The organism is Streptomyces sp. CNQ329 (genome assembly GCF_000482585.1).
On record NZ_AXVU01000037.1, the window covers coordinates 33,193 to 54,583 of the forward strand.

At 72.9% G+C, this 21,391-nt stretch carries 18 protein-coding genes; 8 read left to right on the forward strand and 10 right to left on the reverse strand.

Going from position 1 to position 21,391, the window contains the following annotated elements:
• Positions 1-346 precede the first annotated feature (346 nt).
• Positions 347-1,042, forward strand: coding sequence for a LuxR C-terminal-related transcriptional regulator (locus tag I003_RS0122675; protein WP_027773613.1), 696 nt, complete (start codon positions 347-349; stop codon positions 1,040-1,042).
• 75 nt (positions 1,043-1,117) lie between these two features.
• Here the strand turns inward: I003_RS0122675 and I003_RS0122680 are convergent, their stop codons facing one another.
• Both I003_RS0122680 and I003_RS0122685 read right to left on the reverse strand, forming a co-directional pair.
• Positions 1,118-1,501 carry a hypothetical protein gene (locus tag I003_RS0122680; RefSeq protein ID WP_027773614.1) on the reverse strand — a complete coding sequence of 128 codons (384 nt, stop codon included), beginning with the start codon at positions 1,499-1,501 and terminating at the stop codon, positions 1,118-1,120.
• Positions 1,502-1,510: 9 nt separating this feature from the next.
• A complete protein-coding gene (locus I003_RS0122685) occupies positions 1,511-3,181 on the reverse strand; it encodes a sodium:solute symporter family protein (RefSeq protein ID WP_027773615.1) in 1,671 nt (556 codons plus the stop codon).
• Between the two features lie 262 nt (positions 3,182-3,443).
• Here I003_RS0122685 and galT point away from each other — a divergent pair, with 262 nt between their 5' ends.
• Genes galT through galK form a run of 3 tightly spaced genes read left to right on the forward strand, consistent with a single transcriptional unit; the run spans position 3,444 to position 6,828 of the window.
• Positions 3,444-4,532, forward strand: a complete 1,089-nt coding sequence (gene galT / locus I003_RS0122690; RefSeq protein ID WP_027773616.1) for a galactose-1-phosphate uridylyltransferase — start codon at positions 3,444-3,446, stop codon at positions 4,530-4,532.
• Positions 4,529-5,572, forward strand: a complete 1,044-nt coding sequence (gene galE, locus I003_RS0122695) for a UDP-glucose 4-epimerase GalE (protein WP_027773617.1) — start codon at positions 4,529-4,531, stop codon at positions 5,570-5,572. The genes galT and galE overlap by 4 nt, the downstream gene beginning before the upstream one ends.
• 20 nt (positions 5,573-5,592) lie before the next feature.
• Complete coding sequence (gene galK / locus I003_RS0122700; protein WP_027773618.1) at positions 5,593-6,828, forward strand: galactokinase; 1,236 nt, start codon at positions 5,593-5,595, stop codon at positions 6,826-6,828.
• 44 nt (positions 6,829-6,872) lie between these two features.
• Here the strand turns inward: galK and I003_RS0122705 are convergent, their stop codons facing one another.
• The 7 genes from I003_RS0122705 to rsmI form a co-directional block, all read right to left on the reverse strand.
• Positions 6,873-8,621, reverse strand: a complete 1,749-nt coding sequence (locus tag I003_RS0122705; protein ID WP_027773619.1) for an outer membrane protein assembly factor BamB family protein — start codon at positions 8,619-8,621, stop codon at positions 6,873-6,875.
• Between the two features lie 117 nt (positions 8,622-8,738).
• Complete coding sequence (locus I003_RS0122710) at positions 8,739-10,586, reverse strand: ABC-F family ATP-binding cassette domain-containing protein (RefSeq protein ID WP_027773620.1); 1,848 nt, start codon at positions 10,584-10,586, stop codon at positions 8,739-8,741.
• 120 nt (positions 10,587-10,706) lie between these two features.
• Positions 10,707-11,657, reverse strand: coding sequence for a 4-(cytidine 5'-diphospho)-2-C-methyl-D-erythritol kinase (locus I003_RS0122715; protein ID WP_027773621.1), 951 nt, complete (start codon positions 11,655-11,657; stop codon positions 10,707-10,709).
• A complete protein-coding gene (rsmA, locus tag I003_RS0122720; protein WP_027773622.1) occupies positions 11,654-12,547 on the reverse strand; it encodes a 16S rRNA (adenine(1518)-N(6)/adenine(1519)-N(6))-dimethyltransferase RsmA in 894 nt (297 codons plus the stop codon). The genes I003_RS0122715 and rsmA overlap by 4 nt, the downstream gene beginning before the upstream one ends.
• Positions 12,548-12,551: 4 nt before the next feature.
• Positions 12,552-13,460: a TatD family hydrolase gene (locus tag I003_RS32905; protein ID WP_051368382.1), complete on the reverse strand. Its 909-nt coding sequence runs from the start codon at positions 13,458-13,460 to the stop codon at positions 12,552-12,554.
• Positions 13,461-13,538: 78 nt separating this feature from the next.
• Positions 13,539-13,802, reverse strand: coding sequence for a hypothetical protein (locus I003_RS0122730; RefSeq protein ID WP_027773623.1), 264 nt, complete (start codon positions 13,800-13,802; stop codon positions 13,539-13,541).
• 122 nt (positions 13,803-13,924) lie between these two features.
• Positions 13,925-14,779, reverse strand: coding sequence for a 16S rRNA (cytidine(1402)-2'-O)-methyltransferase (gene rsmI / locus I003_RS0122735; protein ID WP_027773624.1), 855 nt, complete (start codon positions 14,777-14,779; stop codon positions 13,925-13,927).
• 169 nt (positions 14,780-14,948) lie between these two features.
• Here rsmI and I003_RS0122740 point away from each other — a divergent pair, with 169 nt between their 5' ends.
• From I003_RS0122740 to I003_RS0122755, 4 genes are all read left to right on the forward strand, one after another.
• Positions 14,949-16,697 carry a phospholipid carrier-dependent glycosyltransferase gene (locus tag I003_RS0122740; RefSeq protein ID WP_027773625.1) on the forward strand — a complete coding sequence of 583 codons (1,749 nt, stop codon included), beginning with the start codon at positions 14,949-14,951 and terminating at the stop codon, positions 16,695-16,697.
• Positions 16,698-16,794: 97 nt separating this feature from the next.
• The gene (locus tag I003_RS0122745) at positions 16,795-18,540 is read left to right on the forward strand and encodes a penicillin-binding transpeptidase domain-containing protein (RefSeq protein WP_027773626.1); all 1,746 of its coding nucleotides are present in this window, start codon (positions 16,795-16,797) and stop codon (positions 18,538-18,540) included.
• A gap of 93 nt (positions 18,541-18,633) precedes the next feature.
• Positions 18,634-19,128: a YbaK/EbsC family protein gene (locus tag I003_RS0122750; protein ID WP_027773627.1), complete on the forward strand. Its 495-nt coding sequence runs from the start codon at positions 18,634-18,636 to the stop codon at positions 19,126-19,128.
• Positions 19,125-19,976, forward strand: coding sequence for an EamA family transporter (locus I003_RS0122755; RefSeq protein WP_027773628.1), 852 nt, complete (start codon positions 19,125-19,127; stop codon positions 19,974-19,976). The genes I003_RS0122750 and I003_RS0122755 overlap by 4 nt, the downstream gene beginning before the upstream one ends.
• Before the next feature lie 123 nt (positions 19,977-20,099).
• Here I003_RS0122755 and I003_RS32910 read toward each other — a convergent pair whose 3' ends face one another.
• The gene (locus I003_RS32910; RefSeq protein ID WP_051368385.1) at positions 20,100-21,272 is read right to left on the reverse strand and encodes a PQQ-dependent sugar dehydrogenase; all 1,173 of its coding nucleotides are present in this window, start codon (positions 21,270-21,272) and stop codon (positions 20,100-20,102) included.
• Between the last annotated feature and the right edge of the window lie 119 nt (positions 21,273-21,391).

Here is a 21,391-nt window from a genome sequence, read left to right on the forward strand (position 1 = left end):
CGCGTACTACGAGAACTCGCGGAATGCGGAATGCGGCCCCCCGAGCGTCGGACGTCCGCCTGAGCTGCGGCCGCCGCCGCGTCCCATAGCTACCCCGCCCCGTGCGCCGTACCCACGTCTCCCGCCCCCTGAAAGGGCACCGGCCCCCACCGGTGCTGCCCCCACAGCGTAGGGCGCGGGACGGACAAGGGAAGCCCAACGGCCAACTTTCCGTGGCGAGTTCGCCACGCGGAGTAGAAACCGGCCGGATACGGCCCCGGAGGGGATGGATTCCGGAGTTCCGGCGGGCCCGGGAGCGGTAAGGCTGTACGTTGCCGGGGCAGTAGACCCCCGGGGGGAGGGCGAGATGGCCGTTCGGCTGATCGTGGTCGACGAGCACCGCCTGCTCGCCGAGGCTCTCGCGTCCGCGCTGAAGCTGCGCGGACACCGGGTGCTGGCCGCGGCCGCGCCCACGGCGGGCGCCGCGGAGCTGGTGGTGAGCAGAGGACCTGAGGTGTGCCTGCTGGGCACGGCGACCCCGGCCGCATCCGGGGCGTTCGACCCTGTCCTGCGGATCAAACGGGAGCGTCCGCAGATCGCGGTGGTGGTGCTCGGCCCGGTGCCGAACCCGCGGGGCATAGCGGCGGCGTTCGCCGCGGGCGCCTCCGGGTACGTACGGCACGACGAGCGCATCGAGGGCGTGGAACGTGCGCTGGTCAAGGCGCGGGCCGGGGAGGCGGCGGTGGCTCCTCAGCTGTTGCAGGGCGCGTTCACCGAGCTGCTCAACCCGGCGGCGGAGCCGGACGACGAGGGCGCCCGGCTGCTGCAGATGCTGACCCCCCGGGAGGTCGAGGTGCTGGTGCGGGTGGCGGAGGGCGAGGACACGCGGCTCATCGCGCAGGGGATGCACATAGCGGCGAGCACGGCCCGTACGCACGTGCAGCGGGTGCTGATGAAGCTCGGGGTGGGATCACGGCTCGAAGCGGCGGCGCTGGCGGCCCGTACGGGACTGCTGGACCGCGCCGCCGCCCGCCCCGCGGCGGACGGCGACGCGGGCGCGTAGCGGCTTGCGGACTGCGGCGGACGCGGCGGCTTTCGGACAATCGCGTACGGGGCGGGCTCCCCGGGCGTCAACGGGTCAGCGGTCGCCTGGGCGGTCCCGGGGGCCCTGGTGGTGGTGGCCGTCCATCGCCTCCGCCAGCTCCTCCGCCGACGGCGGGCGCACCGGCCGGAGGAGCTGCCAGACGAGGAAGAACAGTCCGAGCGCCAGCATCCCCAGGCCCGTCCACAGATTGATGCGCACGTCCACCGCCTTGGCGATCTCCGCGTCGGAGTCGAAGGCGCCCACGATCGCGAGGATCAGCCCGTACACGACGAACAGGCCGCCGATCAGCCGCCGAACGTCGAACAGCCGGCTGGCCGTCGCCGACTTGCGCTCCAGCTCCTCGATCTGCTCCACCAGTTCCCCGGTGTCCGGGACATCGCGGCCGGGGCCGCCGGAGGGCTCGTGGGTGTCGCTCATGGTGCGCTCCTAGAAGGAGAAGGGGATGTAGCACACGGCGGCCAGGACGAGCGCGCCCCAGCCCAGCAGCGCCGGTTTGCGGTACCAGGCGTCGTCCCCCTCGGCGGGGGGCTCGGACATGCCCGGGGAGCGGGTGCCGTAGACCAGGCCCGCGAGCTGCTCGCGGGTCTTGGGGCGGGTGAACGGCGTGACGGCCAGCATCGCGACCGCGCCGGCGACGAAGCCGACGATCGCGGAGACGAAGTTGGCGCCCTGGTCGCTGGGGATGCCGATGACGCCCTGCTTGTAGATCCAGAAGTAGTTGAGCATCGCGGCGACCGTGCCGACGAGCAGCCCCCAGAAGCCTGCCCTGGCGGAGGTGCGCTTCCAGAACATGCCGATGATGAAGACCACGAACATCGGCACGTTGAAGAAGGAGAACAGCGTCTGCAGGTACGCCATGATGTTGCTGAAGCTGGACGCGATGAACGCGGTGCCGACGCTGGCCGCGACCCCGACGGCGGTGATGATCCGCCCGACGCGCAGGTAGTACGCGTCCGTCCGGCCGCGCACGACGTACGGCTCCCAGATGTCCGTGGTGAACACGGTGTTGAACGACGAGACGTTGGCCGCCATGCCCGCCATGAAGGCCGCCAGCAGGCCGGTGATGGCCACGCCGAGCACGCCGCTGGGCAGCAGTTGCTCCATGAGGAAGGGGATCGAGTCGTTGTACGTCAGGTCGGAGCCGGAGGTGCCGATCTCGGGCACCAGGGCCGCCGCGGCCAGGCCCGGGATCATCACCAGAAAGACGATGAAGATCTTCGGGTACGCGCCGATGAGGGGCGTGCGCTGGGCGGCGGAGAGGTTCTTGGCGGACAGCGCGCGCTGGACCTCGGCGAAGTTGGTCGTCCAGTAGCCGAAGCTGAGGACGAAGCCCAGACCGAGGACGATCGTCAGCCAATTGGCGCCGAGCGGGTTGTCGTTGCCGATGCCGGTGCCGCCCCAGGCGGTCAGGAAGTCGCTGCCGCGGGACGCGGTCAGGGTGTCGCTGAGACCGTCCCAGCCGCCGACGCGCTTGAGCGCGAGGATCGTCAGCGGCAGCAGCGCGGCGATGATGACGAAGAACTGCAGCACCTCGTTGTAGACCGCCGACGACAGCCCGCCGAGGGTGATGTACGCGAGCACGACGGCGGCGGAGACGACGATGGCGACCCACTCCGGCCAGCCGAGCAGCGCCTCGACGACGATGGCCATGGCGTAGAGGTTGACGCCGGCGATGAGGACGGCGGCCAGGGAGAAGAGCACCGCGCTGAGCAGGTGCGCGTTGCGGTCGTAGCGGTGCAGCAGGAACTCCGGCACCGAGCGGACCTTCGAGCCGTAGTAGAAGGGCATCATCACCAGGCCCAGGAAGACCATGGCCGGGATGGCGCCGATCCAGTACCAGTGCGTGGTGTAGACGCCGTACTGGGCGCTGTTGGCGGCCATGCCGAGGATCTCGGTGGCGCCGAGGTTGGCGGAGATGAACGCCAGACCGGTGATCCACGCGGGCATCGAGCGGCCGGAGAGGAAGAAGTCAAGGCTGGTCTTGACGCTTCGCCGGGCCAGGAACCCGATGCCGAGCACGACGGCGAAGTACATGGCCATGATCACGTAGTCGAGGACGTTGGTGTCGAGCCGCAGCTCGGCCGCTAGTGGGTGCATGGTGCAGGTCCGCTTCAGTGCGTGACGCGTTCGGAAGGCGAAGCCAGACGCGTGGCGTTGGATTCCGAAAACTTCTGTTGGGACTGTTTGCTTGTCTGTTGGATCTCGCACCCAGAATGTCTGATAACGGATAATTATGGGTAAGCGACGCTCCGGCGTTGACTCGCCTGTTGGCTTGTGGTTCATTGTGTTCGATTGTGTTGGAGAACCGGACCATGACGACCGGCGGGCAGGGCAGGCCAGGGCCGAGGAAGAGGCTCCAGTGAAGAAGACGCACACGCGGCTCGCGGACGGGCGCGAGCTGATCTACTTCGACGCGCGTGACGACGCCGTCCGGGACGCGGCCGACCGCCGCCCCCTGGAGCCGACGCGCACCGCCTCGGAGGCGCGCTTCGACCCGCTGCGCGGGGAGTGGGTGGTCATCGCCTCGCACCGGCAGGGGCGTACGTACCGGCCGCCCGCCGACGAATGCCCGCTGTGCCCCTCCCGGAACGGGCGGCTGAGCGAGATCCCCGCCGACGACTACGAGGTCGCCGTCTTCGAGAACCGCTTCCCCTCGCTGACCGGCGGCCCCGGTCCGCAGAGTGGCGAGCCGCCGTTCGTCGGCGCCCCGGGCGCGGGCCGCTGCGAGGTCGTCTGCTTCACCTCCGACCACGACGCCTCGTTCGCCGGCCTCTCCCCCGGCCAGGCGGCGCTGGTACTGGACGCCTGGATCGACCGCTCGGTGGAGCTGGGCGAACTCCCCGGCGTCGAGCAGGTCTTCTGCTTCGAAAACCGCGGCGAGGAGATCGGCGTCACCCTCGGCCACCCGCACGGGCAGATCTACGCCTATCCGTATGTCACGCCGCGCACCGCGCAGATGATGCGGCGCGTCGAGCGGCACCGGGCGAAGACCGGCGGAAACCTCTTCGACACCGTCGTCGCCGCCGAGACCGCGGCGGGGACGCGGGTGGTCCTGGAGGGCAGGCACTGGGTGGCGTTCGTGCCGTACGCCGCCCACTGGCCGTACGAGGTCCACCTCTACCCGCGGCGCCGCGTGCCCGGCCTGCCGGCGCTGGGCGACGAGGCGCGCGAGGAGTTCCCCGGGATGTACCTCGAACTCCTGCGCAGATTCGACCGGATCTTCGGCCCCGGCGAGCCCCCGACGCCGTACATCTCGGCGTGGCATCAGGCGCCGGTGCGGGGGCCGGGCCGCGATGACTACGCTCTCCATCTCGAACTGTTCACGATCCGGCGGAGCCCGGGCAAGCTGAAGTATCTTGCGGGATCGGAGTCCGCGATGGACGCGTTTGTCACCGATGTGCCGCCGGAGCGGGCGGCGGAACGACTGCGAGAGGTAGCGAGCACGTGAGTGAGAACGCAGCCGGAGGTGCCGGGGGCGACCGGGCCGCGCGGAAGTACCTGGTGACCGGCGGGGCCGGGTACGTGGGGAGCGTCGTCGCGGCGCACCTGCTGGCCGCCGGGCACCGGGTGACCGTGGTCGACGATCTGTCGACCGGGTTCCGCGACGGGGTGCCGGAAGGCGCCGAGTTCGTCGAGGACCGGATCCAGAACGCCGCGAAGTGGCTGGACTCCTCGTACGACGCCGTCCTGCACTTCGCCGCCTCCTCGCAGGTCGGCGAGTCCGTCACGCACCCCGAGAAGTACTGGCGCAACAACGTCGGCGGCACGCTGGAGCTGCTCGCGGCGATGCGCGACGCAGGTGTGCGGCGGCTGGTGTTCTCCTCCACCGCCGCCACCTACGGCGAGCCGGAGTCCGTGCCGATCACCGAGGACGCCGTCACCGCGCCGACGAACCCGTACGGGGCCTCCAAGCTCGCCGTCGACCAGATGATCGGCGCCGAGTGCCACGCCCACGGGCTGGCCGCCGCGTCACTGCGCTACTTCAACGTCGCGGGCGCCTACCTGCCGGAGCAGGGCGGCGGCCCGTACGGCGAGCGGCACGACCCCGAATCCCACCTGATCCCGCTGGTGCTCCACGTGGCCCTGGGGCAGCGCGCGTCCATCTCCGTCTTCGGCGACGACTACCCCACCCCGGACGGCACCTGCGTCCGCGACTACATCCACGTCGCGGACCTCGCCGAGGCCCATCTGCTCGCCCTCGGCGCCGTGCGCCCCGGCCAGCACCTCATCTGCAACCTGGGCAACGGCGAGGGCTTCTCCGTCCGTGAGGTCATCGAGACGGTCCGCGAGGTGACGGGGCACCCCGTGCCCGAGGTGGTCGCACCCCGGCGGGCCGGGGACCCGGCCGTGCTGGTGGCCTCGGCGGCGGCGGCGAAGGAGCAGTTGGGCTGGCAGCCGTCGCGTACGGAGCTGGCGGGGATCGTTTCGGACGCCTGGGACTTCGCACGGCGGGTCGCGGGCGCGAGGGAAGGCGGTGGGGACGGATGACGGCCGGGGAGACTGCGGGGGTGCGGGGCGCGGCGGACACGGGAGCCGCGGCCGGGGCGGCCGGAGGCCCGCGCGCGGACGGCGCCGGGGCAGAGGCTGCTGCCGCCGCCTTCGCCGAGTTGTACGGGGAGCGGCCCGCCGGGGTGTGGGCGGCGCCCGGACGCGTCAACCTCATCGGCGAGCACACCGACTACAACGACGGCTTCGTCATGCCGCTCGCCCTCCCGCACACCACCCTCGCCGCCGCCCGCCGCCGCGACGACGGCGTGCTGCGGCTGCACTCGGGCGACGGCGAATCCCGCCTGGTGGAACTGGCCGTCGACGAGATCGACCCCCTGGCCGTGGGCGGCGACCGCGGCGGCTGGGCCGCCTACCCGGCGGGCGTGGTGTGGGCGCTGCGCCGCACCGTGGACGCCTTCGCGGGCTTCGGCGGCGCGGACATCCACTACGAGAGCACTGTCCCCACCGGCGCCGGTCTGTCCTCGTCGGCGGCGCTGGAGGTCTCCACGGCGCTGGCGCTCAGCGACCTGTACGGCTGGGGCCTCGGCCCCATGGAGCTGGCCCAGATCGGCCGGCGCGCCGAGAACGACTTCGTCGGCGTACCCAGCGGGATCATGGACCAGATGGCCTCCGCATGCTGCACCGCGGGCCACCTGCTCCACCTCGACACCCGCGATCTCACGCAGCGCGCCGTGCCGTTCGACCTCGCCGCCGAAGGGCTCACGCTGCTCGTCGTCGACACACAGGTCAAACACGCCCTGGGCGACGGCGAGTACGCCGAGCGGCGCGCCGGCTGCGAGGCGGCGGCGCGGGCGCTGGGCGTGCCGGCGCTGCGTGACGTGCCGCACGCGGAGCTGGACACGGCGCTGGCCCGGCTGGCGGACCCGGCGGTGCGCCCGCTCGTCCGGCACGTCGTCACCGAGGACCGGCGCGTCGAGGAGTGCATCACGCTGCTCGACGCGGGCCGCACCCGCGACATCGGGCCCGTGCTGCTCGCCGGGCACGCCTCGCTGCGCGACGACTTCCGCGTCTCCTGCCGCGAACTCGACGTGGTCGTCGAGTCGTCGGTCGCCGCGGGCGCGCTCGGCGCACGCATGACCGGCGGCGGCTTCGGCGGCTCGGCGATCGTGCTGGTCGAGACGGACGCGGCCGACACGGTCGGCAAGGCCGTCGGGGCGGCCTTCGCCGCGGCGGACTTCCGCCCGCCGCGGGTCTTCGCCGCCGTACCCGGCGCGGGCGCCCGCCGCCTGGTCTGAGGCCGCTCAGGCGCCCCCGCCCGGGGGCGCCTGGCGCCCCGCCGTCACTGGTCCTTGCTGCCGAAGGCGAGGGCGAAGTACTCCACGTCGTCCCGGTCGCTGATGATGTCCTGCGCCAGATAGAACCGGCCGTGCTCGAACAGGTACGGCACGTTGTCGCTGTACGTCATCGTCGTCTCGGCCTCCGCCGTGTCGTTCGGCAGCTCCAGCCAGACCTCCTCCTTGGCGGAGTCCGGGTCTATCGCGAGGATCTCGCCGCCCGTGTCGTACGTCCCCTTGCGATACGCGATGATCTTGCCGTCGTCGATCCGCAGCGGCACCATCGTCCGCTTCTCACCGGCGTCGTACTTCTTCGTCGGCTTGCCCGAGTTGAGGTCGAAGGCGACGATCTCGTTCGTGTCGCCGTAGTCGCTCTTGCCCTGGTGCTCGCGCGAGGGCAGATACATCGTGTCGCCGTCCACCGCCACCGTCGTGCAGGACTCGGCGCCGCCGGAGTAGTCGCAACCGGGCTTGTAGCGCGGGCCCTCCGTCTCGGTGCCCAGCGAGATCTTCGAGCGCAGCTTGCCCTTGTCGAGCGCGAAGATGTCGGTCTCGGTCGTCTTGCCCGCCCCGATCGTGATCACCGGCGGCTCGACGGAGAGAACCTGGACGCTCTGCACCCCGTCCGGCACGTCGTACGACCAGTAGATGCCGCCGGTGGCCGGGTCGACCTTCTGGACCTTCATGTCTTCGTTGAGCGAGCCGCAGAAGACCAGGCCCAGCAGGTTCGTCCCGTCGCTGGCGTAGTCATGGTCCTTGCACTCGGTGGTGGGCTTGGTCTGCCAGACCGGGTCACCGCCGGCCAGGGGGAACGCCGCGGAGCCGGAGAGGCCGGAGGCGATGACCGTGTCACCGGCGATGGTCACGTGCTCGAACTTCACGCTCTCGTCGGCGGTCGCCACATGCTGCCGCCACAACTCCTCGCCGCTGTTGACGTCGAAGAGCACGACCTCGGTGCACGGCGCGTACGAGTCGTCGGGGTCGGAGACCTCGCCGTCCTGCACCAGCATGGCCGCCTTGCCGTCGTCGGTGACCGCCCGCGAGGCGCCGCAGACCAGGCCGCCGGTGGGCAGCTTCCAGGACTCCTTGCCGGTCTTGGTGTCGTAGCCCTTCACGGCGTTCAGCTCGCCCTTGGCGTAGATCTTCTCGGTCGCCCACTGGCCCGACGCGGGCCAGGTCGCGCCCTCTTCGGCCTGCGGGTACGGAACACCGAAGAGCAGTTCGCCGTCGCGGCTCGCGGGCTTGCTGTCGCTCACGGTCTTCTTGGGACCGCCGCCACCGCCCCCTCCGCCGGCCTGTGCCTCCTCGCCGTCACGGGTGAGAAACCAGCCCGTGCCGCTTGCCACCACGAGGATCGCCACCACCGCCGCGATGACCGTCCAGACCGGGACAAGCTTCTGCGCCGCGGACCGGGCGGGCAGGCCCGGGACCTGCGCCTGCGGATAACCGCCGGAGTGCGGCGGGACCGGCTGCGCGAAGCTGTAGGGCTCCTTCGGCGGCTGCGAGGGCTGGCCATAGGGCTGCTGCGGCGGGCCCGGGGGCTGCTGCGGCTGGGCCGGCGGCGCCGGCGGGTAGCCGTACTGGGGCTGCGGCGCGGGCTGTTGCGGCTCCTGCGGCGCGCCGAAGCCGCCGCCGGGCGCGGGCGGCGGCGGGGTCTGCGGATATCCGTAACCGGGCTGCTGCGGATCCTCGGCCGGCGGCGGCCCGAAACCACCGGACGGCGGCTGGCCCGGCGGCGGTGGCGGCTGCGACATGTCCCTGTCCCCCCGGATGGCTGTGCGTACGAACTGCGATCGCGTGGCTCATTTCTACCACCCGCGGGTGACAGCCGCCGCCGGCTCGTACGCACCGTGCCCCGCCGCCACCGGGGGTCAGCCCCCCTCCGCCGCCTCCGCCAGCTCCAGCCAGCGCAGCTCCAGCTCCTCGCGCTCGGCCGCCAGCTCGCGCAACTGCCCGTCCAGCTCCGCCACCCGCGCGAAGTCCGTCGCGTGCTCGGCGATCGCCGCGTGCAGCTCGCCCTCCCTGCCGCCGATCTTGTCCAACTGCCGCTCGATGCGCTGCAGCTCCTTCTTCGCCGCCCGCGCATCCGCCGCGGACAGCCCGGCCGCCGGCCTCGCCTGCGCCTCGGCCGGGGCCGGGGCCTGCGGCGACCGGGCCTGCTGCGTCTCACGGACACGGGCCCGCCGGCGCAGGTACTCCTCGATCCCGCCCGGCAGCATCCGCAGCGTCCCGTCGCCCAGCAGCGCGTGCACGGTGTCCGTCGTGCGCTCGATGAAGTACCGGTCGTGGCTGATGACCACCAGCGTTCCGGGCCAGCCGTCGAGGAGGTCTTCGAGCTGGGTGAGGGTCTCGATGTCCAGGTCGTTGGTCGGCTCGTCGAGGAACAGCACGTTCGGCTCGTCCATCAGCAGCCGCAGCAACTGCAGCCGCCGCCGCTCACCGCCGGACAGATCGCCCACCGGTGTCCACTGCTTCTCGCGCCCGAAGCCGAACCGCTCGCACAACTGCGAGGCGGTCATCTCCCGCCCCTTGCCGAGGTCCACCCGCTGCCGTACCCGCTCGACCGACTCCAGCAGCCGCCACTGCGGGTCCAGCTCCGTGACCTCCTGCGAGAGGTACGCCAGCCGCACGGTCCGGCCCGCGACGATCCGCCCGGCCGCCGGCTGCCGCTCGCCACCGGAGCGGGCGGCGTCCGCGAGCGTACGCAGCAGGGAGGTCTTGCCGGCGCCGTTGACGCCGAGGAGCCCGACGCGGTCACCGGGACCGAGCTGCCAGGTCAGCCCCTTCAGCAGCACCCTGCCGTCGGCGCCGCCCCCGGCCCGCACGGTGACGTCCTCCAGCTCGAACACCGTCTTGCCGAGGCGGGAGTTCGCGAACTTCATCAGCTCCGCGGAGTCGCGGGGCGGCGGCACGTCGGCGATCAGTGCGTTGGCGGCCTCGATACGGAAGCGGGGCTTGCTGGTACGGGCCGGGGCGCCGCGGCGCAGCCAGGCCAGCTCCTTGCGCACGAGGTTCTGCCGCTTGGCCTCCTCGGTGGCGGCGATACGGGCGCGCTCGGCGCGGGCGAAGACGTAGTCGGAGTAGCCGCCGTCGTACTCGTGGACCGCGCCGCCCTGGACGTCCCACATGCGGGTGCAGACCTGGTCGAGGAACCAGCGGTCGTGGGTGACGACGACGAGCGCGGCGCGGCGGGTGCGCAGGTGCGCGGCGAGCCAGGCGATGCCCTCGACGTCGAGGTGGTTGGTCGGCTCGTCCAGGACGATCAGGCCGGGGTTGCCGATGAGCAGCTTGGCCAGCGCGATGCGGCGGCGCTCGCCGCCGGAGAGCGGGCCGATGACGGTGTCGAGGCCCTGCTCGAAGCCGGGCAGGTCGAGGCCGCCGAAGAGGCCGGTGAGCACGTCGCGTACGCGGGCGTCACCGGCCCACTCGTGGTCGGCCATGTCGCCGACGACCTCGTGCCGGACGGTGGCGGCGGGATCGAGGGTGTCGCCCTGGGTGAGGATGCCGAGGCTGAGGCCGCCGGTGTGGGTGACGCGGCCGGCGTCGGGGTCCTCCAGCTTGGCGAGGAGGCGGATGAGGGTGGTCTTGCCGTCGCCGTTGCGGCCGACGACGCCGATGCGGTCGCCTTCGGCGACGCCGAGGGAGATGCCGTCGAGGAGGGCGCGGGTGCCGTAGACCTTGTCGACGGCTTCCAGGTTGACCAGGTTGGCGGCGGCCATGGCGGTGCGGTGCTCCTCGCGGGGTCGGGGTCCTCGGCGGACGGTCTCCCAGCGTAGTTCGCGCGCCGTCGTCCGGCCCCGGCGGCTTTCCCCGGCCCGTCCCTCCCGGGACCGGCGCCGCTAGCCCACCACCGCCGCGCCCGGTGCCGGAGCCCGCGCCACCCGGGCCTTGCGGCACGTGCCCGAGTCCTCCAGCGCCGCCGCGACGGCCGTCGCGGCGGCCTCGTCGGCCGCCAGGAACGCGCACGTCGGGCCCGAACCCGAGACCAGGGCCGCCAGGGCACCCGCCGTGCTGCCGGCCGCCAGGGTGGCCGCCAGGGAGGGGCGGAGGGAGAGCGCCGCCGGCTGGAGGTCGTTGCCGCCGTCGATGGCCGCCAGCGCCGCGGCCAGATCCGCCGGATCGCCGGAGCCCAGTGCGTCCAGCACCGCCGGGGACGCCTCCGGCTCCGGTACGGAGCGGCCCGCCGCCAGGCGGTCGAACTCGCCGTAGACGTCCGGCGTCGACAGTCCGCCGTCGGCCACCGCGAAGACCCAGTACAGCGGGCCCTTCACCGCCAGCGTCGTCAGCCGCTCGCCCCTCCCGTGGCCCAGCGCCGCCCCGCCGACCAGGCTGAACGGCACGTCGCTGCCCAGCTCGGCGCAGATCCGCAGCAGCTCTTCGGTGCCGGTAGCGGTGCCCCACAGCTCGTCGCAGGCCAGCAGCGCGCCCGCGCCGTCCGCGCTGCCGCCGGCCATGCCGCCGGCGACGGGGATGTCCTTGGCGATGTGCAGGTGGACGTTCGGCTCCCGCCCGTGCCGGGCGGCCAGCAACCGCGCGGCGCGAGCGGCCAGGTTCGAGGCGTCGGTGGGTACGGCGGCGGCGTCGGGGCCCGAGACCGTGATGCGCAGGCCGTCGGCCTCGGTGGCGGTGACGTCGTCGTAGAGGCCGACGGCCAGGAAGACGTTCGCGAGGCCGTGGAAGCCGTCCGGGCGCGGCGGGCCGACGGCGAGCTGCACGTTGACCTTCGCGGGTACGCGGACGGTGACGCTCCGCGCCGCGGGGGACGCGGGCGTGGTCGATCCCTTTGTCACGGCGTGCTGCTCCTCGTGGTGGCGGTCCGGTGCCGGGACTCCGCGATCCGCGCGAAGTCCTCGATGGTCAGCGACTCGCCGCGGGCCTGCGGCGAGACGCCCGCGGCGCGCAGCGCGGCCTCGGCGGCCGGCGCCGAGCCGGCCCAGCCGGTGAGCGCCGCACGCAGGGTCTTGCGGCGCTGCGCGAAGGCGGCGTCGACGGCGGCGAAGACCTCGGTCCGGGTGGCGGCCGTCGCGGGCGGCTCGCGGCGGGTGAGCGAGACGAGCCCGGAGTCGACGTTCGGCGCGGGCCAGAACACGGTGCGGCCGATGGCACCGGCACGCTTGACGTCGGCGTACCAGGCGGCCTTCAGCGACGGCACGCCGTAGACCTTCGAGCCCGGGGCGGCGGCGAGCCGGTCGGCGACCTCGGCCTGCACCATGACCAGGGTGCGTTCGATGCCGGGGAACGTGGCCAGCATGTGCAGCAGCACGGGCACGGCGACGTTGTACGGGAGGTTGGCCACCAGCGCCGTGGGCGGCGGGCCCGGCAGCTCGGTGATCCGCAGCGCGTCGGCGTGCAGGAGCGCGAAATGCTCCGCGCGCCGCGGCAGCCGGGCCCGTACGGTCACGGGGAGGGCGGCGGCGAGCACGTCGTCGATCTCGACGGCCGTCACGTGGGACGCGGCCTGCAGCAGCGCGAGGGTGAGCGAGCCGAGGCCGGGGCCGATCTCGACCACGACGTCGACCGGCCGGACACCGGCGGCGCGCACGATGCGGCGGACGGTGTTGGGGTCGATGACGAAATTCTGGCCGCGCTGCTTGGTGGGGCGTACGCCGAGGGCCGCCGCCAGCTCGCGGACGTCCGCGGGGCCGAGCAGCGGGTCCGGCTCGCCGGTGGTGGCGCTCACCGCTTCAGGTTATGCCCTCCGTCCCGGCGGCCTCCCGGCGAGGCGCCGGGGCGGCGGAGCCCGGGGGTCCCGCCGGGGCGTAGCCGAAGGCCCGCGCGGTGTTCGCCGCGATCGCCGCGGCGAGCTCGTCCGGGTCCGTGCCGCGGGTGGCGGCCATGGCGCGCAGCGTGAGGGGGATCAGGTACGGGGCGTTGGGGCGGCCCCGGTACGGCATCGGCGTCAGAAACGGCGCATCCGTCTCGACGAGCAGCAGCTCCGCGGGGGCGACGGCGACCGCCTCGCGCAGCGGCGCCGCGTTCTTGAAGGTCACGTTTCCTGCGAAGGACATGAAGTAACCGTTCTCCGCACAGATTTCGGCCATCGCCGCGTCACCGGAAAAGCAGTGGAATACCACCCGCTCCGGCGCCCCCTCTTCCCGGAGAATGCGCAGCACGTCATCGTGCGCCTCGCGGTCGTGAATGACGAGGGCCTTTTGCCGGCGTTTTGCGATCTCGATGTGGCGGCGGAAGGAGTGCTGCTGCGCGCCGACTCCCCCGGGCCCTGTCCGGAAGTAGTCGAGGCCGGTCTCGCCGACGCCGACGACCTGCGGCAGCGCGGCGAGCGCGTCGATCTCGCCGAGGGCGTCCTCCAGGCCGGCGCCCAGCCGCGGGGCCTCGTTGGGGTGCAGGGCGACCGTCGCCCACACGGCGTCGTGCGCGGCGGCGGTCTCCGCGGACCAGCGGGAGCGCTCCAGGTCGCAGCCCACCTGGATGAGCGTGGTGACGCCCACCCGCGCGGCGGCGGCCACCGCCTCGGCGACCGTGCCTTCCTGCATGTCGAGGTGCGTGTGCGAGTCCGCCGCGGGGTGGCCGAGCGGCTCGGGCGGCGGCGGCGCGGACGTCGCGTCCGCCCCGCCGGAGGTGTGCTGAGCCATGCCGGGGACTCTACTGGCCCGGTACGACAACGCCGTGCGGGGCGGTGTGCGCGCAGACCGCGAAGGGCCACCGGGCGGTCAGTCGCGGCGTGAGCGCTGCCGCACCGACTCGACGGAACGGACCTGGCCGGCGCGCATGATGCGCACGACGTGCTCGCCGCAGTTCAGGCACGTGGGCCGGGTGAGCGGCGAGGGAACCCGCTCCCCGCCGGTGTGGTAGGTCACGAAGGGACGGCCCTTGGAATCGACGTGGTGGTGTATCTCGTACGTCTGTTCCCAGCCGTGCCCGCACATCATGCAGGCAAAGGCATATGACTCGATCACTGGCTCGGGCTCGGACATCGGCAGCTCCTCTTGTCCATATGAGGGACAAAGTCACCGGAACGCATCCCCTATTCCAGTGGACACCCGTTCGGCGCAGCTCGCAGCCGCCAATACCATCAATTGAAGGAGTTTTGGTCCGGCTACTCTGAGTTGTTTGCCGAGTTTTTCGCCGCCACCACGGCATCGAACACCTCGCGCTTGGGTACCCCGGCGTCCCGGGCGACCGCCGCGATGGCCTCCTTGCGCGCCTCCCCCGCCTCCTCACGGACGGTGACCCGGCGGGCCAGCTCCCCGGCGCCGGGCCGCTCACGATCCCCGGAGGCGCCTTCCACCACCACCGTGATCTCGCCGCGTACGCCCTCGGCCGCCCAGTCCGCCAGCTCCTTCAGCGGGCCGCGCCTGACCTCCTCGTACGTCTTGGTCAGCTCCCGGCACACGGCGGCCCTGCGGTCCTCGCCGAAGACGTCCGCCATCGCCGCGAGGCTGCCGGCGAGGCGGTGCGGAGCCTCGAAGTACACCAGGGTGCGCCGCTCCGCCGACGCCTCGCGCAGCCGCGCCAGCCGCTCCCCCGGCTTGCGCGGCAGGAACCCCTCGAAGCAGAACCGGTCCACCGGCAGCGCCGAGACCGCGAGCGCCGCCAGCACCGCGGACGGGCCGGGCGCGGCGGTGACGGTGATGCCTTGCCGCACGGCGGCGGCGACGAGGCGGTAGCCGGGGTCGGAGACGGAGGGCATGCCGGCGTCGGTGACCAGCAGCACTCGCGCGCCCCCGGCCAGTTCCTCGACGAGTTCGGGGGTGCGGGCGCTCTCGTTGCCCTCGAAGTACGACACGACACGGGCCGCGGGCTGGACCCCGAGCGCCTGCGTCAGCCTGCGCAGCCGGCGGGTGTCCTCGGCGGCGATGACGTCGGCGGCGGCCAGCTCGGCCGCCAGCCGCGGCGGGGCGTCCGCGGGGTCGCCGATGGGCGTGCCTGCCAGTACGAGGAGTCCGCTCACGTCCCCCATCCTGGCCGATGGTGTGCCGGAGCCGCGAGGACGGGGTCCGTACGGCGGGACCGCCGGCGCGCGGGGCGGGGTACGGAGGCGGGGCGGGCGCCGGAGGCGCCCCGGGCCGGTACGGATCGGCCCGCCTCCAGCCGGGCGGGCGCGCCTAGGATGGGCCCCCGTGAGCAGTGACACCGTGACGCAGCCCGCGCAGAGCCGGTCCGCGCCCGCCCCGGGGTGGCGGCGCCGGCTCCGTGCGTTCGGGTATGTGCCCCGGCGCGAACCGGGCGTCACCGAGCGGCTGGTGCCCCCGTACCGGCGCTCCGGCGCGCGGCTGCTGCGGGTGGCCGGTGTGTCCGCGACGACGGCCGCGCGCGTGGCGCGGTTCGGGGCGTGGGGCGGGCCGCTGCTCGTGGCGCTCTTCGCCGGCGTGCTGCGGTTCGTGAACCTGAGCAGCCCGCGCGCGGTGATATTCGACGAGACGTACTACGCGAAGGACGCCTGGTCGCTGCTCCAGCTCGGCTACGAGGGGAGCTGGCCCAAGGACGCCAACGACAAGCTCCTCGACGACCCGCAGGTCATCCCGCTCAGCGAGGACCCGGGCTATGTCGTCCACCCGCCCGTCGGCAAGTGGATGATCGCGCTCGGCGAGTGGACGTTCGGCCTGGATCCCTTCGGCTGGCGCGTCGTCGTCGCCCTGCTCGGCACGCTGTCCGTGCTCATGCTGTGCCGCATCGGCCGCCGGCTGTTCCGCTCCACGCTGCTCGGCTGTCTGGCGGGCGTGCTGATGGCGGTGGACGGGCTGCACTTCGTGATGAGCCGCACGGCGCTGCTCGACCTGGTGCTGATGTTCTGGGTGCTGGCCGCCTTCGGCTGTCTGCTCGTCGACCGGGACCGCGCGCGTGAACGGCTGGCCGCCGCGCTCCCGGCGGGGCGGCCGGACGACGCGGTGGCCTCCGGGCTGCGGCTGGGGGCACGGCCGTGGCGGCTCGCCGCCGGGCTCTGCATGGGCCTCGCGCTGGGCACCAAGTGGAACGCGCTGTTCATCCTCGCCGCGTTCGGTCTGCTGACGGTGCTGTGGGACGCGGGCGCACGCCGTACCGCCGGATCCCGCCACCCGTACGCGCGCGCACTGCGCCTGGACGTGGTGCCGGCGTTCTTCTCCACGGTCCCGGTGGCCGTCGCCGTGTACGTCGCCTCCTGGACGGGCTGGTTCGCCTCCGGCAACGGCTACTTCCGCGGCTGGGCCGAGGACCGTGACACCGCGTTCCCGTTCATCCCCGACGCCGTGCGCAGCCTGTGGCACTACCACTCGGTGGTCTACCGGTTCCACGTCAACCTCGACTCCGGCCACACCTACGACTCCAACCCGTGGAGCTGGCCCGTGGTGGGCCGGCCGGTGTCGTACTTCTGGGACGACCCCCGGCCCGGCGACGACGGCTGCCCCGCCGACGCGACGGAGAACTGCGCCCGCGAGGTCCTCGCCCTGGGCACCCCGCTGCTGTGGTGGCTGGGCGTCGCGGCGGCGGTCTATGCGCTCTACCGCTGGGGGCTGCGCCGCGACTGGCGCGCGGGCGCGATCCTGTGCGGGCTGGCGGCCGGCTGGGTGCCGTGGCTCTTCTACCAGGAGCGCACGATCTTCCTCTTCTACGCCGTCGTCTTCGTCCCGTACCTGTGTCTGGCGGTGACGATGATGCTCGGCGCGATGGCCCGCGCCGGCGCCGCCGCGCTCGCGGGCACGGGCACGCCCGCGGACGCCCCCGGCTCCCCCCAGCCCACCGAATGGCGCAGAGCGGCGGGCGTCGTCGCGGCAGGGGTGCTCGTCCTGCTGGTGCTCTGGAACTTCATCTATTTCTGGCCCCTCTACACCGGCGAGACGATGACGCGCGACGCCTGGGAGGCGCGCATGTGGCTGGGGAGTTGGGTCTGAGCCCGGCGACCACGGGTGGGCGCCGGTGCGGCAGGTGGCTTACTGTGCTTGACGCAGGGTCGTTTCGGTCTCGGGGCGCGCAGAGGGAGCACGGCAGATGGCGGGCAGCCACCGGCGCAGACGCGCCGGATCAGGTGCGTCGGCACGAGCGACGCGCACCCGGATCGCAGTGATCGTCGGAGCCGGTGCCGCGGTCGTCGGTGCGGCGGGGTTCGGCGCGTACAGCCTCCTGGAGGACGACGAGCCGGAGAGCGGCGGGAGCGCGCTTTCGGCGCCGGCCTCATCCGATCCGGTGAAGACCGGGCCACCCGGTCCCCAGGAGACCGCCAGGGCGGCGGGAGACTTCCTGACCGCCTGGGCAGGCGGCCAGACCGAGACCGCGGCCGGCATGACGGACAACAGGAAGGCGGCGCTTCGCGGCCTCACGTCCTACCGCGAGGACGCGGGCGTCGAGCAGGTGAAGCTGACCCCCGGCCGGCCGGCGGGCACGGAGGTGCCGTTCAGCGTCGACGCCCAGGTGACCTTCGAGAACAACGTCAAGCCCTGGGCGTACAACTCGTCGCTCGAGGTCGTCCGGGACGAGAAGACGGGCGAGGCCGAGGTCGCCTGGGACCCGTCGCTCATACACCCGAAGCTCACCGAGGGCGAGCGGCTGCGCACCGGCTCGACCGAGGCCCCGCCCCTCACGGTGCTGGACCGCACGGGCGCCAAGCTCGATCCCGAGACGTACCCCTCGCTCGCGCCCGTCGTCGCCGACCTGCGCGAACGTTACGGTGCGAAGGCCGGGGGCAAGGCCGGCGTCAAGGTCTGGACCGAGCCGGCCGGCGCGCGCGGCAAGGGCGACAAGGGCGACAAGAAGAAGGACGAGGACGACGACAAGGCGGGCACTCCCGAGACTCTTCTGGTGGTCTCCAAGCCCAAGCCCGGCACGCTGAAGACGACGCTGGACGCAGCCGTGCAGAAGACCGCCGAGGCGGCCGTCGCCAAGCAGGGCGGCGCGGCGCTGGTGGCGCTGCAGCCCAGCACCGGTCAGGTGCTCGCGGTCGCCAACCAGAACCCCGACGGCTTCAACACCGCGCTCAAGGGCACGCTGCCGCCCGGCTCGACGATGAAGGTCATCACGGCCTCGATGCTCATGGACAAGGGCCTGGCCGCGCCCGACGAGCCGCACCCGTGCCCGCGGTACAAGGCGTACGGCGGCTGGGAGTTCGAGAACGTCGGCGATGACTCGTTCACCATCCAGGGCGGCACCTTCACCCAGTCCTTCACCGCCTCCTGCAACACCGCGTTCATCTCGATGGCGGAGAAGCTGGAGAACGACGACCTGACGAAGCAGGCCCGGGACGTCTTCGGCATCGGGCTCAACTGGCAGACGGGCGTGGCCACGTTCGACGGCTCGGTGCCGGTGCAGTCCGGCGTGGAGATGGCGCTGTCGCTGATCGGCCAGGGCGGCGTGAGGATGAACCCGCTGACGATGGCGTCGGTGTCGGCGACCGCGAAGTCCGGCGTCTTCAAGCAGCCGTACCTGGTGCCCCAGGAGTTCGACGGGCGGCAGTTCGCGACGGCACCGCAGAGCATGAAGGCGTCGACGGCGCAGTCGCTGCGGGAGCTGATGGAGGAGACGGCGGCGACCGGGACGGCGGCCGGGGCGATGAGCGGGCTGACCGGGCAGGTGGGTGCGAAGACGGGCTCCGCGGAGATGGGCGGTCAGAAGGAGACGGACGCCTGGTTCACCGCGTATCGCGGGGATCTGGCGGCGGCGGCCACGGTGCCGAACATCGGGCACGGCGGTGAGTTCGCCGGCCCGCTGGTGCGGGACGTGCTGGAGGCGCACGGCGGCTGAGACGCGCGGGCCCCGGGCCCCGGCGGCGGACGCCGGGGCCCGGGGCCCGAATGTGTTCGCGTCGCCCGTGCACCGGGCGTTAACGTCACCTGCATGACAACCGCCGACACCGCACATCCGCTCTTCGCCGCCGCCCTCGCCGAGCTGGGTCTGAGCGTCCCGGTACGCCGCTTCCCCGACGCCACCCGTACCGCGGCGCAGGCGGCGGAGGCCATCGGCTGCAAGCTGAGCCAGATCGTCAAGTCCCTGATCTTCGCGGCGGACGGCGTACCGGTGCTCGTCCTGATGGACGGCGCCTCGCGGGTGGACACCGAGCGCGTACGGGCCGAACTGGGCGCCGCGGACGTCCGCCGGGCGGACGCGGCGGTGGTGCGCGAGGCGACGGGGTACGCCATCGGCGGTGTGCCACCCTTCGGGCACGTGACGCGGATGACGGTCCTCGCCGACCGCGGACTCCTCGACCACGGAGAGGTCTGGGCCGCCGCCGGCGACCCGCACACGGTGTTCCCCCTGTCCCCCAAGGACCTCGTCGCGCACGCGGGCGCGCGGGTCGCCGACGTCTCCGAGGTGCGCGAGCCGGGGGTGTGACGCCCCTCATAGCCGCGGCGGTCCTCGCCGCCGCCGTGATGCACGCCTCGTGGAACGCCATCGCCCACGGTGTCAGGGACCGGTTGGCCGTCTTCGCGCTGATCGGCGTGGGCGACGTGGTGATCGCGGGGACCGCGGTGTTCTTCGTGCCGCTCCCGGCCGCCGGTGCCTGGCCATGGCTGCTGGCGTCGGTCGCCATCCACCTGGTGTACATGACGCTGCTCATGCAGTCGTTCCGGCTGGGCGACTTCGGGCAGGTCTACCCGATAGCCCGCGGCACGGCCCCGCTGGTCGTCGCGGCGGTGGCGCACCTCTTCCTCGACGAACGGCTGGGCCTGTGGCAGACGGCGGGCGTCGCGGTGGCGTGCGCGGGCCTGAGCGGCATCGCCCTGTGGGGCCTGCGCGGCTCGGACACCCGCCCGCACTGGCCGGCCCTGGCCGCGGCGTTCGCGACGGGCCTGTCCATCGCGGCGTACACGATCGTCGACGGCGTCGGAGTGCGCGCCTCCGGCAGCGCGCTGGGTTACACGGCGTGGCTGGTGCTGCTGATGGGCCCGTGGATCCCGCTGGCGGCGCTGGTGCTGCGCGGCCCGGGGGCGGTGCGTGCACTGGGGCCGGTCGCGGTGCGCGGGCTGCTGGGCGGGGCGATCTCCGTCTCGGCGTACGGGCTGGTGCTCTGGGCCCAGACGCGCGCGCCCCTGGCGCCGATAGCGGCGCTGCGCGAGTCGAGCATCGTGGTCGGGGCGGCCATCGGTGCGGTGTTCTTCAAGGAGCGGTTCGGCGGGGCGCGGATCGCGGGGGCCCTCCTGATGGTGGCGGGGATCGCGCTGGTGCTGCTGCCGGCGTAGCGGACGGGTCCGGGGGCCGGGGTGGTCCCGGGACCGGGTCCGGGTGGCCGGGGTGCGGCGGTGAGGGGTTCGCCGCGGTCCGCCGCCGGATCGCGGCGGCGGACCACGGCACCCGCCATGCCGCTAGGCGGGGCCTATGCGGTAGACGGCGCCGGTCGGGGTGCCCCCGCCGCCGCCGAAGCCGCCCATGTCGAAGACGTACAGCTCGTTGTCGGCTGTCTGCACGAAGGTGCTCACCCAGCCGGCGTTGGCGCCGAGGTCGAGCACCTCGGTCACCTGACCGTTCTCCATCTGGAGGGCCTGCAGGTCGCCGTTGCAGTAGTCGGCGAAGACGAGCGCGCCCTGCAGATCGGGGATGTCGTCACCGCGGTAGGCGAAGCCGGCGGTGATCGAGTCGCAGACGCCGCTCAGGCCGTGCTGCCATTCGTGCACCGGCGGGGCGTGGTCGGGAGGTGCCGTGCCCTGGTGCGGCCGGGTCGCCTCCATGAGGGGCCAGCCGTAGTTCCGGCCGGCGGCTCCGGCGGGGGCGTGGTTGATCTCCTCGCGCTCCAGGTGGCCCACGTCGCCGATCCACATGTCGCCGTTCGCGGCGTCGAAGGAGAACTGCCACGGGTTGCGCAGGCCGTAGGCCCAGATCTCGCCACGGGCACCCGGGACGTCGACGAACGGGTTGTCCTCCGGGATCCCGTACGGGTCGCCGGCGCTCAGGTCGACCCGCAGGATCTTGCCCAGCAGGGTGCCGAGGTTCTGGCCGTTGCCGTACGGGTCGCCCTCCAGTGAGAAGTCGCCGTCTCCGAGGGAGATGTAGAACATGCCGTCCGGGCCGAAGGCGATGTGGCCGGAGTTGTGCGCGGGGCCGGGCTGTTCCTGGAAGAAGAGGGTGCGCCGGGTCTCCGCCTGCGGTTCGCCGTCGGTCACGTCGAACTCGTCGATGGTGCTGTGACCGTTGATATCGGTGTACGACAGGTAGAAGCGGGTGAAGTCCGGGTTGAAGGCGATGTCCGCGATCCCGCGCTCACCGTCGGTGGTGGTCTCACCCGTGATGTCGATGACCGGCTCACTCAGTCCCTGGTCGTCGAGGACCCGCACGGTGCCGGCGCGTTCGCCGACCCACAGCGTGCCGTCCGGCCCGGCGGCCCCGGCGGTGGGCGCCGCCGCGGTGGCGACCTGGGTCAGTGCCACCTGGGCCTGCTGTGTTCCTTCCGGTGACGCCGAGGCGACAGCCGGCGCCATACCCGCGGACAACGCCAATGCAAGGCCCAGAGCGACGACTGCCGATAATCTTCCACGGTTCATAGGTAGCCGGGGCCGGGTGCCCATGGAGGTCCCGTCCCCAACCTCCTTCCAGATGTGGGGGGGGCGGTTCTTTCCACGTACCGAGATCCTTGATCTGGCGCGGGACCCAGGCCCCTGCA